Origin of the sequence: Citrobacter sp. SX206 (assembly GCF_024181025.1) — a bacterium.
GTDB classification, from domain to species: domain Bacteria; phylum Pseudomonadota; class Gammaproteobacteria; order Enterobacterales; family Enterobacteriaceae; genus Citrobacter; species Citrobacter youngae.
The window spans coordinates 2,473,276-2,486,166 of sequence record NZ_CP049738.1; the positions used below are offsets into that span (position 1 = coordinate 2,473,276).

A 12,891-nucleotide genomic window follows, 5' to 3' on the forward strand; every position below is an offset into this window, starting at 1 on the left:
AAATCGTTTTATTTTAAGGATCCAAATGCGTTCACTTGCCGGAGATGTGATCAAGCATGCATTTAGCCAGCAGACTGACGAGAAGCTGCATCGTCGCCTGTATGCCGCCATCTGTAGCTGCATCCTTGAGGGGAGCCTGAAACCCGCTACCCGCATGCCACCTTCACGCGACCTGGCGAGTGAGCTGGCGTTATCACGGAATACTGTCCTGCGGGTTTACGAGCAGTTGCAGGCCGAAGGCTATATCTCCGCGCGCACCAGCAGCGGTACATTTGTGACCGACAGCGTGCTGGACAATCTCGGTCTGGCCCCTAATAAACCTCCGGTTTCACCTGCGACACGTGAAGACCACACCAGTTTGTCCGTCCGTAGCCTTGAACTGCTTGGGCATGCCAGCGCCAGCCCTCGCCAGTGGGGAGCTTTTATTCCTGGTGTACCGGACGTGCATTCTTTCCCGCATCGCACACTGAAAAAAATTCAGGATCGGCTGGCAAGGCGGCTACGCCCGGAGTTTCTCACCTACGATGCCACTGGTGGTTTGATTGAACTGAAAGAATCGCTGGCGGACTATCTGCGCACCGCACGCGGCGTGCGCTGTACGCCAGATCAAATATTGATTACCGAGGGCATTCACCAGGCGTTGGATCTGGTAACCCGCTCGTTGTGTAATCCTGGTGATAATACGTGGATTGAAGAACCCGGTTACTGGGGAATAAAAAACATTCTGCGCATCAATGCCGTCAACTTTTCGGCCATCCCGGTTGATGAACAAGGCATGCTTGCGCCTGCTTGCGTCGAACCGGCGCCGAAACTTATTTTTGTGACACCGTCACATCAATATCCGCTTGGCCCGGTAATGAGCCTTGGTCGACGACGGCAGCTACTCTATCAGGCACGTGAAACGCACAGCTGGATTGTGGAAGATGACTACGACAGCGAGTTTCGTTTTTCCGGCCAACCCATCCCGTCATTGCAGGGACTGGAAGAAGATGCTCCGGTTATCTATATCGGCACCTTCAGCAAGACCCTCTATCCGGCACTGCGGCTCGGGTACGTTGTGATACCCAAACCGCTTGCCGCCCCACTGATGAAGGTACATAACGATCTCTATCGTGGTGGGCATCTCCTGATTCAGGCGGCGCTGGCTGAGTTTATTCGTGAGGGTTACTATGCGGCGCACATCCGTAAAATGCGCCAGTTATATAGCCGCCGACGCCATACGTTGGTAGAGCTCATCATCAGCCAGCTTGGTGAGGATTATCTGGGACCTTACAGCAGCAACGCCGGACTACATCTGATTTTACAGCTACCTGCGGGTACTGATGATAGCGCAATTGCCCAACAGGCCAACGCACAAGGTCTTCTGGTTCGCCCACTTTCGCGGTACTACGTGAAAGAAGAAAAACGCAGCGGTCTGCTGCTGGGCTTTGCCAGTATTGAAGAACATGAGATGGCTGCGGCGTTTACCCGACTGGCGGATATTATCAGGATAAACACCGAGTAAGCACCTTATCCGGCCTACGAATTACGCTTTTTGTAGGCCGGATAAGCGCAGCGCCATCCGGCATCATTGCACAGATTAATGTGAGGCTTTTTTAATCCCGGACAGATCTTCCTGGCTTACCTCACCATTACCTTCACCCCAGCTTTTACGCACGTAATTGATCACATCGCGCATTTCGCTGTCGCTGAACAACCCGCCATAGGCTGGCATCTTAAAGGAGACATTCCCCCGCGTCGTCGGTGTTTCTGCGCCGTGGGCAATCACCCTGAACAACGGAGTTGGGTCGTCTACCATCACTAACGGATTGTGAATAAGCGAAGGTGCATTATCATCGGTCCCTTTCCCTTCCAGACCATGACAGGTCGAGCAGTAGCGGTTGTAGGTCACTTTACCCGCTTCAGGGGAATTCGACCAGGAGGCCGTAGCGGCTGTCGTACGCGCCGGTTCCGTCTTCGTGCTTTTCAGGCTCAACAGATACTGCGCAATCGCCGTGGCATCTTCGTCCGTCAGGTACTGTGTGCTCTGGCTGACGACTTCAGACATCGATCCCGATACCGCAGCATGTTTGCTTTTCCCCGTCAGCAGCAATGACGTTAACGCCTGCTCAGACATCCCGGTTCCCCGCAGCGATGGCGCATACCAGCCGTCGATCATCGCCCCGCTCAGGTACTCAGCATCGGCATTGGTATAGGCTTTTTCGTTCATCGCCATCCCTCTCGGAGTGTGGCATGACCCGCAGTGACCCGGACCTTCAACCAGATAAGCCCCCCGTTTTACCCGCGCTGCCGTATCATCCGCTTTGTTGCCTTCAACAGCGGCAGTCGGCGCATCGGTAAACAACCAATTCCAGATATGCAGCGGCCAGCGGGCCGAAATCAGCCAGGGAATAGCATTCTCTTTATTGGGTTCTGCTGACGGCTTAACATCATGCATGAAGTAGCTATACAGCGCCTGAACATCTGCGTCGGACAGTTTCGAGTAAGAAGGATAAGGCATCGCCGGGTACAGCGGATGACCGTCTTTGGCAATCCCCTGGCGCACGGCCTTCTCAAAATCGTCGTAAGAATAGTTGCCGATACCGTGCGTCTTATCCGGGGTAATATTCGTCGAATAGATATCACCAACCGGCGTGGGGAACTTCTTGCCTCCTGCCATCGCCGCGCCGCCTTCCGCGGTATGGCATGCCACGCAGTCAGAGATCCTCGCGATGTACTCACCGTTAGATTCAGCGGCAGAGACAGAAGCGGTAAACAGGCAGGCGATTAGAACGGTTACATTACGCATAAATCACCCCATATCCTTGAGTTCATTAACCGCGCGCCATGCCTGATCGATCGCAGCATGAGCATAAGCGCTCCAGTCAGCATCAGAGTTAGCGATGGCAATACGTCCGATAGGTTTACGCGCCCGCTCAATAATCTCCGGCATTTTTTCCATATCATCGAACAGTGAATTAGCGTAATACGCATAACCATGCGCCCAGCGGTTAACGGTAATGGCCGCAATATCCCGTTGGTTGTCAAAACCGGTTGAGCCAAACATTTCCTGCAACTGAGAACGGATCATCTCTTCATGTGCGGCAAACGTGGTCCCCAGCAGATAAGCACGCCCCAAACGGAACTGCTCCCTCGCGGACAGATTACTGCCAGGATACGTGGGCACATAGACCATATGAATCACCATTGGCTCGTCCGGCGAGGCCGGGTGTTGATATCCGCCGATACTGACCGGATAGTCGAGCTTGATTCGGCTGTAAGGCGCGGCCGGTGAATAAAACTCATGAACCCCCAGTTGCTTAAACGCTTGCCAGTTTTTGACCACCACATTGGTGTACACCAGCGGCGCCTTCACGTTTAGTTTGAGATCGGCCTGCTGCTGCTCTGGTGTTTCCGGTACCAGATATGGGATCATCATGTTATAGCCCGCCATGATGGCATTCTTACCGCGCACGCGATGCATTTTGCCATCGCGTAGCCAGGTGACGGCAACGCCACCCTCCACGTTCGCCGCATTAATCACCGTGCTGTTCAGGCGTAAACGCGTGGTGTTTTCCGGCAAGTCGAGCTTTTCATAATCCAGTCTGGCGAGGACAGAATCTTCCATGGTATTGCCCGGCAGCGCGTCCGGCAGCATGTGTCTGACCAGCAACCGTGCCAGACCCGCATTGCCATCCGGGAAATGATAGACATATGGCTCTTCGAGGTCGGCAAGCGATTCACCGTCCAGCGGCGGCAGCCCTAACGCTTCCATTCCCGGCAATGCGCACGCACGAGCATCACTACCGGAAATGCCTTCAATACCGATGGCAAAGAAATCGTTGGAACGCTGCTGGAAATAGAGCAGCGCCATTTTGCTTAAACCAACCCTGGTGGAAAGAAACTCACTATAGCTGTGGGTATCCAGCCATTCCGTTTTCTCATCAACCGTCATCCCAGGAAGATAATCAACCGGACGCACATGCAAATCGATCAGGGCTTTACGATCTTCCTCACTCAAGGGGAAGTCATTGATAAAGTCTTCGATATTACGGCCATTGAGCCGATCCGGCGGAATATCATCGGATACCGCACGCCCCGGATCGCCGCTGACTATTTTCGTCTCACCAAAATTCTTTTTATCGAAGAAGACGCCGCGACTTAGCTGCCAGTCGGGGTAGAAATTAACGTCAAAACTCTTTTTCAACCGCGTGACGCTCACGCCGACGGTTTCCATCAGCTTATTCACTTCGGGGCTGAAATTATGCGCGGGTGACTGAAAGGCTTCACTCCCGCCATATCCGATAAGTTTTTTGCCTGCGGAGGTGAATTCGTTGCGTTTGGCGTGACCACCAAAATCATCATGGTTATCGAGGATCAGCACCTTGCTGTTTTTCCCGACCAGTTCATGCCAGAAACAACCCGCGGCCAGTCCGCTGATACCGCCGCCCACAATCACCAGATCGTACTCTTCCTCGATGGGCAGAGCGCTTAAATCAAAGTGCTTATGTTCACGGCCTAACGCATGGGCCATTTCAAACGAACCCGGATGGTTACCGCGTAGCCCCGTTAACGCAGGCGGATAATAACTTCCATCAATAAATTCGTGCCCCTTTCCTGCCGCTCTGACCAGATCCAGAGGGGTCAGTCCCGCAGCGATAGTCACCGCCACGCCGTTGAGAAAATCACGTCGGGTAATTGCCATTAACTTTGTCCTTTTGCCACTGACACATTGTCCTAAAAAACACTACAAATGAGAGGTTCCCCCTCGCAGATACAAGGAGGATACCGCCGACTACTTCACTGGCTTCAGCTCTTCATCCAGTTTTTTAGCGTCATAATAATCACCCTGCCAGGTGATTTTTCCTGCCTTAACATGAATATAGCTGACACCTTCAAATTTGATCGGATTATTTGTCGGCGGACTTCCCGCCCATTCGCCGCTATTTTTACCCGAGAATTCCCAACGAAATGCCACAGTATCTTCATCCGCGACAGGTTTACCGACCATTTTCCAGGTCAGATCCGGGACCGCCTTAATAAATGCACCAATCACGTCTTTTTCAGCTTTTTTCCGGCCGGTTACCGGCTCTCCTGCGGCGGCATCGTAATAAACGGCATCGTCCGCCAGGTACTGGGCAGCCAGCGGCGCATTATGCGCATTCCATGCTGCCATATATGCTTTAACCGTGTTCAGCGGTGAGCTTTCTGCCAGGCTGAATCCTGAGAACATCACCAATGAAAGTGCGGCTATTTTTAATGTTTTCATCGTATTACCTGTTATTCGGAAATATCACACATGATATGTTTCACCCGGGTATACTCATCGAGCGAATAAGAGGAGAGATCTTTTCCATAGCCGGATTTTTTGAATCCACCGTGCGGCATTTCGGCGCACAGAGGAATATGACTGTTAATCCATACTGTGCCGAAATCGAGATCAATACTGAAACGCTGAGCGCGACTGTGATTGCAGGTCCAGACGCTCGCGGCCAGGCCATATTCCACATCATTCGCCTTGCGCAACGCGTCTTCATCACCAGAAAACGACTGAATGGTCATTACCGGGCCAAACACTTCGTGTTGAATGGCTTCATCGTGTTGATGCAGGCCGGAAATTATCGTCGGCTCAAAGTAGAAACCCGGCCCAGGCCCCGCATGACCACCGGTTTCAATTTTCGCATGTGCAGGTAAACGCTCAATAAACCCCTTCACCTGCTCAAGCTGGTTTTTGCTATTCAGCGCACCATATAACGCCTCCTGATCCTGCGGAGGACCAAACTTGATACTTTTCGTTTTTTGGATCAGTTTTTCCAGGAACGTCGCATAGACAGAATCTTCCACCAGGATGCGCGTGGCGGCAGTACAATCCTGTCCGCCATTGAAAAATCCTGCGGTAGTGATGGCAGTAATCGCCTTGTCCATATCTGCATCAGCAAACACGACGGCGGGTGCTTTGCCACCCAGTTCAAGATGGGCCTTTGTCAGGTTAGCTGCTGCTGATGCCGCAACCTGCAGACCAGCGCGTACCGAACCGGTAATCGACACCAATGAAGCCGTCGGGTTAGAAACCACCAGTGAGCCAGTACTGGCCTTGCCCAACACGACGTTAAACGCCCCGCGCGGAAATAAGGGTGCCGCCAGTTCAGCCAGGAGCAGCGTACTCACCGGGGTGGTATCGCTCGGTTTTAAAACTACCGTATTGCCTGCGGCCAGCGCCGGTGCAATCTTCCACACCGCCATCATAAACGGGTAGTTCCACGGTGTGACTTGTCCCACAATGCCCAACGGCTCACGACGAATCGTTGAGGTGAACCCGGCGGAATATTCTCCGGCGGCCTTCCCTTCCAGACAACGCGCTGCGCCGGCAAAAAAACGGATCGCATCGCACGAGGCTGCAATCTCTTCTTTTTCGATAAAATGACGCAATTGACCGGTTTCCTGGCTTTGCGCGTTGACCAGTCGTTCAACATTTTTTTCTATCTCATCCGCCAGTTGCAGCAGTGCTTTTTGCCGCTGGGCTGGTGTCGATTTTTTCCACATGTTAAATGCCGCCGCGGCCGCCGAGTAGGCAAGATCCACCTCAGTCGCACCGGCATTAGGCGATAAGGCGTACGTTTCACCGTCAACCGGACTCACCAGCTCAAACGTGTCTTCTGTGTTACCCGCTACATATTGCCCATTTATAAAATGCTTCAGGGTTCTCATGCCTGTCTCCCGCCAATTAATACATAAAGAAGCTTATGTAATATATATATTGTAAAAATTTTTCAAATGCGCAACATTGACACTATGATAAACCTCGCATTTTTAACTTAAATTTTACATTTTCAGGGTAAGGTTTTTCATCGTCAGCGTGCAGTGCGCTTTGACGCTATCGGGACACACATCCGCCTGTGCAGCGATGTTGCGCGTGGGCATGTAAAATAACGCGGCCATTCTGACCTTTCGTGCCCCGCGGGCATGTGTTAAAAATGGTCGTTGTTTCAGGGAATTGAGTGCAGAAAAGATTATGATTACTCATGCGGTCATATTTGCGCCTATCGGGCAGGTCAGTCGTTCAGACCAGATAGTGCAGCGCCTGTCAAATGCCATTATTACCGGGTTGCTGGAGCCAAAAGAACAGCTGCCCAATGAAACCGATTTGGCAAAGATGATGGGTGTCTCACATATTACTATCAGAGAAGCGCTCAACACGCTTCGGGCTAATAATCTTATCCATACGGTTCGTGGCCGTAATGGCGGGAGCTTCGTTTGCGAGAATATTGATGGCAAAAATAGCGCCCTGCATCCGTTTAAATCGATCAGTACCGATTACCTTTCGGATTTAGGCGAAATGCATTGCGCCATTATCAGCCACAGCGCCAGGTTAGCCTCCAGACGCATGACCGCGGCGGATATTGCCAAATTTCGCGAGTTTGTAGACGTGCTGAGGAAAGCCGACTCACCGGAACTGATGACTCAGGCCGATATGCGTTGTTTGCTGGCAATTGCGGCCAGCTCTCATTCAGCACGGCTGGCCAACCAGGAGCTTCAGGTCCAGGCCGAGTGGGCATCACTGGTGGCAATACTCTATCGCGCCGACAATATTCATGCGGAAATTATCGCGCTTTATTCGGCGCTGGCCGACGCGCTAGCCGCCCATAACGAGACCGGGTCAGTCCAGTACGCCACGCAGATCATCGATACGTTTACCTATTATCTTATTGAAAAAAAGCTGAAATATAACTCGAACTGACAATCAGTGAAGGCAGGACAGACCATGAGCTCTTCGACATCCTTAAGCGCATTAATCCGTAAAATTGATGATATTACCGTCTCTACCGTAGAGTCTACCGTTGCGCTGGCGAGGAGCATTCACGAGGCCATTGCCGGTGTGCAAAAAGGCTCTGCCGAAGTTGTCCTCGACCCCGCTGTCAGATCAACGGTTCAGCAACACATCAAGAGCACACTGAACAACAATCACTACTGCTCGGGCGCAGGTTTCGCCAGCCATATTGAGAGTACAGAAACCACCAAAGAATATTGGCTGCTGGAATGGTGGTATAAGAAAGATAATGGATTGAGTCAGGCACATCTGGATTTGGATCAGGCGACGCAACAGCGACTGGATTTCAGAACCTTTGAGTGGTTTAAGCATTCGCCTCCGGCAGGTGAAGCGTACATCCATGGCCCGTATGTCGACTATATCTGTAACATCTCCTATACCCTAACCTCAGCGGTTCCGGTTTACTATCATGATCAGTTCCTCGGCGTCGCCGCCGTCGATCTGCTGGTCAGTCAGATAGAAGCCGAACTGCTCTCCTGCCCTCACCCTGATTATGTCATTCTGACCAATCTGGAAAACCGGATCATCTTTTCCAGTTGGCCGCGCTTTCGCGTCGGTGAATTATTGTCACCAGCCCACAGCACGGTGGTGTATCAAAGCGACTACTTTATCCTTTATCACTACCAGAAATAGTCCATTCAAGGCTGAGCGTTACCGGATAAGGATGCCAGCGTTGTATCCGGCGCGCAAAGCGTTCGAAATTAAGGACCCGAAGGCCCTTAGTTTTAGTTATCCTGCCCTATATTGAGCTTCGTGGCATAGGCAATAGCATCGTTTTCCGGTGCAGCCGAGCGGCCAAAAGGTCGGGTAAGGAACATGTAGATCAATCCTGAACCTACCACAATCGCCAGACCAAACAGTACTGTCCAACGGTCGATGAAATCACTGCTGTCAGCTGGCTGCGCCAGTAACCAGATCCCACACAGGCCGTAAGCTAATGCCAGCACGTTTACAATCACGCCCCAACCACCAATCGTCCACTCTCCGGCGGGTTTCCAGCCTTTCAGACGTTGACGCAGCGCGGCCAGTACCACCATCTGGAATGAAATATAAATACCGATCACAGCAAATGCGGTGATACGCGATAAGTTATCTGGCTGGAAATAGACCCAGACACAAATGATAACCGGCAACACGCAGCTGACGACCATGGCATTATCCGGGACACCATTTTTGGAAATTTTGGCCATCCACTCGCTGCCCGGCAGCATTCTGTCGCGGGAGAAAGAAAAGATAAGACGACTTAACGCCGCTTGCAGAGACAGAATGCACGACAGCATCGCGATAATAGCGACAACGATAAAGACCGTCGCACCGGTTTCCCCCAGCGCTTCATTGAGGATTGCCGGGATCGGATCGGCGGTTTTGCCATTCACGATACTCACCAGGTTCGGTGACGCCAGCAGATAGCCCATGACGGAGATAATGGCGGAGATCGCGCCAAACACGATACTTAAAATCATGGCTACCGGAATTTTTTTGCTTGGATTTTGCACTTCCTCTGCAACGTTACCGCACGCCTCGAAGCCAAAGAACATAAACAGGCCCATCAGCGCGGCAGACATAAAGGCGGTGGAATAACTTCCGTCATGTGCCAGTACCCCCATCGAATCAAAGATGACGGAGAAAGGCTGTGAACGGTGGAAAATCAGCAGGTAAATACCCAGCGCAATCACGCTGACGATTTCACACCAGAAACCAATTTTGGCGACCCTGGCCAGATTCCTGGTCCCGGACATATTGACGGCCATCATCAAAAGCAGCAGCAAGACGGAGGTCACCAGCATGGTGGCGGGTGTCTGGCCATAATGAAAGAGTGATTCAACAAATGTTGATGTATATTCCGCGATCGAGGTAATCGTCACCACCAGCGCCCACAGGTAGATCCAGGCGGCGATCCACGCATATTTCTTACCCCACAACCTTCTCGCCCAGGGATACAGCCCCCCGGTGATCGGATATTGAGACGCAACCTCACCAAACACCAGGGCGACTAACAACTGCCCACACGCGACGATTAAAATCCACCACACCGCGGGTGGTCCCGCCAGCGTCACTGCCAACGCGAACAGCGAATAAACAGCGGTGAGCGGTGACAGGTAGGTAAAACCCAACGCAAAATTTGAAATAAGCCCGATCGAGCGGTTGAACTGTTCTTTGCCATCTTTTTGAAAGTTATCGTTTTTCTTATCAGGAGTCTGTTCCATATTGCTTTCTCTTTTGTGGAATAGTCGCAGGGTTGAACAATTAATGTATAAAAGATATTAAGTTATATGTATAGTGATTTTGTCGCATATTTGTTAAAACAAATCGCACATCACGTTCCTGAATAAACAAGGGCTCGATTCGATTTAATAACATTTAATTAACATAACGAGCGAATGACGAGAGGTTTTCAGCGTTGGAGGCCTGGACGCTGATGTCGCGCGGGGCACGGGAAAACGCGCACGCCGTTGAGCAGCACCGTCTGCTGCTGGAAGCGAACCGCCATCTGTGGGATACGCTGCCGGAAAAATACGCTAACCTGGTATAAGAACGTGCTTAGTAGCAATAATCGCTGCTGTTCAGCAACATTTTTGCAATATAATGGAATGATGTTAAACGCTGAACCTGGCAGGTGAATGATGGAAATTGATCTCGATAATCTGGTCTTTGATGGGCTGGAAGAAGCGCAAGAGCGTAATGCTGAACGTCTGGAAGATGCGGACAAAAAAGCGCAGGAAATGATTGCTGATAACGACTGCGGCGATGCCTGCAAAATCTAATTTCTGAACCGGCTCAATGCCGGTTTTTTTATAGTCAGCCTGCGCTTCACGCCGTATAACGCAACGCCTCAATCAGCTGTGCAAAGGCTGCGGTATGTTGTCTACGGCTGGGATAGTACAGGTAATAACCGGGAAAAGGTTCACACCAGTCTTCCAGCACTTTTTCCAGCGCTCCCTCTGCTACCGCCTGCTCGACGGTGTCTTCCGGTACAAATGCCAGGCCCATGCCCGAAATCGCCGCACTGATACGCGGTGGAAGATTGTTAAAAATAAGCTGCCCTTCTACCCGCACGCGGAGATCCTGCCCATTTTTGGCAAACTCCCAGGCATACAGCCCGCCCAGGGTCGGCATGCGCATATTGATACAGTTATGATTCTGTAAATCATGCGGGGTTTGCGGTTTGCCATGGCGGGCAAAATAGGCGGGGGATCCCACCACAACCATGCGCCAGTCGGGACCGATCCTGACAGCAACCATATCTTTGGCCACCTGCTCGCCAAGCCTGATACCGGCATCATAGCGTCCCGTCACGATATCCGTCAGGCTGTTGTCGATGGTCATTTCCACATTTACATCAGGATACGCCTGCAAAAACGGCTGTAGTGCAGGCCAGACGGTCGATTGCAACGCATGTTCCCCGAGCGTCAGACGGATATTCCCCGCCACGCGCTGGCGAATATCGGTTAATGCCAGTAGCTCCGACTCAATGTCATCGAAACGCGGACTGATACTGTTGATAAGCCGTTCTCCGGCTTCAGTTGGCGCGACGCTTCGCGTGGTACGGGTCAACAATCTGACATCCAGTCGCTCCTCAAGCCCGCGAATGGCATGGCTTAATGCTGACTGCGAGACCCCTAACTTCGCTGCGGCGCGGGTAAAACTGCGTTCACGGGCAACGACAATGAGATAATAGAGATCGTTAAAATTATCACGCAGCATGCTTGTTCCCAATCCAGACCTGTTTTGATGTATGTTACAGATCAGAATGGAGATTCAGTAGTATTTCTGCTCATTTTGCACACTTCATTCCAGTACATTTCGCGCGTCAGGCGAAGTTCAGCGTGTTGTTTTATCACGGAACCACTCCGGATCAATGTTGGCGATATCCACCCCATACAGGCTGGCGGCAGGAAGAACAGACTCCACAACACGCTGAAGATTTCGTTCCGCACTATGTTGTGGAGTCTGTGGATGTCGATTCTTTATACGCAACCAAAGATATTTAACCCCGTTCATCTTCTCCGCCTCCGCTGTCTGTTGGGCTCAACTTATTCCAGCGCAGAATGCGTAAAAAATGAAATGCGAATTTTTGCCAACGTTGTGCGCTATTTTGCATTTCAGTTTTTCATTATTTTCACCCGCAATTAACACCTTTTTCACTAATACCATTTTGTATATAGATAAGAATTTTTTCTTATTTGGTCACCGCCGCAAGTTATGGGAGCGTAAAAAGCACAAACCAAAACAACAGGGATTCAAAGAAAATGATGGCAACGACGATTCACAGCACAAAAAAAACATGGCTGGCACTCAGTGTCCTGCTGGCGTCAGGCATTGCCGCGTCATACGCTCAGGCCGATCAACTGGCCGATATCAAAGCCGCAGGCGTGGTAAAAATCGCCACCTTTGACGCCAATCCACCGTTCGGCTCTATTGATGCAAAAACACATAAAATTGTCGGCTACGACGTTGATTTCGCTGAAGCGCTGGCTAAATCACTTGGCGTTAAACTGGAACTGGTCGCCACCAATCCGGCTAACCGTATACCGTTATTGCAGTCCGGTAAGGCCGATTTAATCGTAGCGGATATCACGATTACACCTGAGCGTGCACAGGTTATCGATTTTTCCGCCCCTTACTTCGTTACCGGACAGCAATTCCTCGTTCCGGCAAAATCGCCGGATAAGCTTGATGACTACAGTAAGGCCCGTATCGGTGCGGTGAAAGGGACGACAGGTGAGCAGGCGTTGCATCAGCGTTTTCCACAATCACGTGTGCTGGCCTATGACGATATTCCGCTAGCATTAACCGCCCTGCGTAATGGTAATGTCCAGGCGATCACCCAGGACAGCACCATTCTGGCAGGGTTGTTAGGCGGTGCGCCGGATAAAGCAGATTTCAAAATTTTGCCCGACCTGTTGAGCAAAGAAGAAATTGGTGTGGGTGTGAAAAAAGGTGAACCTGCGCTGTTGAAGGCCGTGAACGACGAGCTATTAAAGCTCGAGTCAACCGGGCAGGCAGCCAAAATTTATGATGTCTGGTTTGGTCCGCAAACCAAAAATCCACAGCCCCGCGCCTTCAAAATAGAAGCGAAGTAA

Annotated in this window: 13 protein-coding genes; 6 read left to right on the forward strand and 7 right to left on the reverse strand. The window is 51.3% G+C overall.

The window, feature by feature from the left end; translation table 11 throughout:
* Positions 1-25: 25 nt before the first annotated feature.
* Positions 26-1,504 carry a PLP-dependent aminotransferase family protein gene (locus G8S19_RS12125; protein WP_124021731.1) on the forward strand — a complete coding sequence of 493 codons (1,479 nt, stop codon included), beginning with the start codon at positions 26-28 and terminating at the stop codon, positions 1,502-1,504.
* 75 nt (positions 1,505-1,579) lie between these two features.
* Here G8S19_RS12125 and G8S19_RS12130 read toward each other — a convergent pair whose 3' ends face one another.
* The 4 genes from G8S19_RS12130 to G8S19_RS12145 all read right to left on the reverse strand — a co-directional run bounded on the left by G8S19_RS12130 (position 1,580) and on the right by G8S19_RS12145 (position 6,687).
* Entirely contained in the window at positions 1,580-2,788 is a 1,209-nt protein-coding gene (locus tag G8S19_RS12130; RefSeq protein WP_253685237.1) for a cytochrome c, read from the reverse strand.
* Between the two features lie 3 nt (positions 2,789-2,791).
* Positions 2,792-4,684, reverse strand: coding sequence for an FAD/NAD(P)-binding protein (locus tag G8S19_RS12135; RefSeq protein ID WP_048211814.1), 1,893 nt, complete (start codon positions 4,682-4,684; stop codon positions 2,792-2,794).
* A gap of 90 nt (positions 4,685-4,774) precedes the next feature.
* The gene (locus G8S19_RS12140) at positions 4,775-5,248 is read right to left on the reverse strand and encodes an ester cyclase (protein WP_053065222.1); all 474 of its coding nucleotides are present in this window, start codon (positions 5,246-5,248) and stop codon (positions 4,775-4,777) included.
* Between the two features lie 11 nt (positions 5,249-5,259).
* On the reverse strand, positions 5,260-6,687 hold the full coding sequence (locus G8S19_RS12145; protein WP_101741679.1) for a gamma-aminobutyraldehyde dehydrogenase: 1,428 nt from the start codon (positions 6,685-6,687) through the stop codon (positions 5,260-5,262).
* A gap of 304 nt (positions 6,688-6,991) precedes the next feature.
* Between G8S19_RS12145 and G8S19_RS12150 the strand changes: the two genes are divergently transcribed.
* Positions 6,992-7,717, forward strand: a complete 726-nt coding sequence (locus tag G8S19_RS12150; protein ID WP_040233767.1) for a FadR/GntR family transcriptional regulator — start codon at positions 6,992-6,994, stop codon at positions 7,715-7,717.
* A 24-nt stretch (positions 7,718-7,741) separates the two neighbouring features.
* The gene (locus G8S19_RS12155) at positions 7,742-8,440 is read left to right on the forward strand and encodes a cache domain-containing protein (protein WP_116360133.1); all 699 of its coding nucleotides are present in this window, start codon (positions 7,742-7,744) and stop codon (positions 8,438-8,440) included.
* Positions 8,441-8,532: 92 nt separating this feature from the next.
* Here G8S19_RS12155 and G8S19_RS12160 read toward each other — a convergent pair whose 3' ends face one another.
* On the reverse strand, positions 8,533-10,014 hold the full coding sequence (locus tag G8S19_RS12160; RefSeq protein WP_048211817.1) for an APC family permease: 1,482 nt from the start codon (positions 10,012-10,014) through the stop codon (positions 8,533-8,535).
* A 194-nt stretch (positions 10,015-10,208) separates the two neighbouring features.
* Here G8S19_RS12160 and G8S19_RS22425 point away from each other — a divergent pair, with 194 nt between their 5' ends.
* The gene (locus G8S19_RS22425) at positions 10,209-10,340 is read left to right on the forward strand and encodes a hypothetical protein (RefSeq protein WP_256481203.1); all 132 of its coding nucleotides are present in this window, start codon (positions 10,209-10,211) and stop codon (positions 10,338-10,340) included.
* A gap of 91 nt (positions 10,341-10,431) precedes the next feature.
* Positions 10,432-10,572, forward strand: coding sequence for a hypothetical protein (locus G8S19_RS12165; RefSeq protein WP_086523654.1), 141 nt, complete (start codon positions 10,432-10,434; stop codon positions 10,570-10,572).
* A 46-nt stretch (positions 10,573-10,618) separates the two neighbouring features.
* Here G8S19_RS12165 and G8S19_RS12170 read toward each other — a convergent pair whose 3' ends face one another.
* Both G8S19_RS12170 and G8S19_RS12175 read right to left on the reverse strand, forming a co-directional pair.
* Positions 10,619-11,512, reverse strand: a complete 894-nt coding sequence (locus G8S19_RS12170) for a LysR family transcriptional regulator (protein ID WP_048211818.1) — start codon at positions 11,510-11,512, stop codon at positions 10,619-10,621.
* Positions 11,513-11,629: 117 nt separating this feature from the next.
* Positions 11,630-11,809, reverse strand: coding sequence for a hypothetical protein (locus G8S19_RS12175; RefSeq protein ID WP_071887336.1), 180 nt, complete (start codon positions 11,807-11,809; stop codon positions 11,630-11,632).
* Between the two features lie 248 nt (positions 11,810-12,057).
* Between G8S19_RS12175 and G8S19_RS12180 the strand changes: the two genes are divergently transcribed.
* Entirely contained in the window at positions 12,058-12,891 is an 834-nt protein-coding gene (locus G8S19_RS12180; RefSeq protein WP_048211819.1) for an ABC transporter substrate-binding protein, read from the forward strand.

What these genes read in the sequence shown, in the direction of transcription:
- G8S19_RS12150 (WP_040233767.1), top strand. Translation starts at nt 6,992, where the DNA reads ATGATTACTCATGCGGTCATATTTGCGCCTATCGGGCAGGTCAGTCGT.
- G8S19_RS12170 (WP_048211818.1), bottom strand. Translation starts at nt 11,512, where the DNA reads ATGCTGCGTGATAATTTTAACGATCTCTATTATCTCATTGTCGTTGCC.
- G8S19_RS12155 (WP_116360133.1), top strand. Translation starts at nt 7,742, where the DNA reads ATGAGCTCTTCGACATCCTTAAGCGCATTAATCCGTAAAATTGATGAT.
- G8S19_RS12165 (WP_086523654.1), top strand. Translation starts at nt 10,432, where the DNA reads ATGGAAATTGATCTCGATAATCTGGTCTTTGATGGGCTGGAAGAAGCG.
- G8S19_RS12145 (WP_101741679.1), bottom strand. Translation starts at nt 6,687, where the DNA reads ATGAGAACCCTGAAGCATTTTATAAATGGGCAATATGTAGCGGGTAAC.
- G8S19_RS12135 (WP_048211814.1), bottom strand. Translation starts at nt 4,684, where the DNA reads ATGGCAATTACCCGACGTGATTTTCTCAACGGCGTGGCGGTGACTATC.
- G8S19_RS12140 (WP_053065222.1), bottom strand. Translation starts at nt 5,248, where the DNA reads ATGAAAACATTAAAAATAGCCGCACTTTCATTGGTGATGTTCTCAGGA.
- G8S19_RS12160 (WP_048211817.1), bottom strand. Translation starts at nt 10,014, where the DNA reads ATGGAACAGACTCCTGATAAGAAAAACGATAACTTTCAAAAAGATGGC.
- G8S19_RS12180 (WP_048211819.1), top strand. Translation starts at nt 12,058, where the DNA reads ATGATGGCAACGACGATTCACAGCACAAAAAAAACATGGCTGGCACTC.
- G8S19_RS12125 (WP_124021731.1), top strand. Translation starts at nt 26, where the DNA reads ATGCGTTCACTTGCCGGAGATGTGATCAAGCATGCATTTAGCCAGCAG.
- G8S19_RS12175 (WP_071887336.1), bottom strand. Translation starts at nt 11,809, where the DNA reads ATGAACGGGGTTAAATATCTTTGGTTGCGTATAAAGAATCGACATCCA.
- G8S19_RS12130 (WP_253685237.1), bottom strand. Translation starts at nt 2,788, where the DNA reads ATGCGTAATGTAACCGTTCTAATCGCCTGCCTGTTTACCGCTTCTGTC.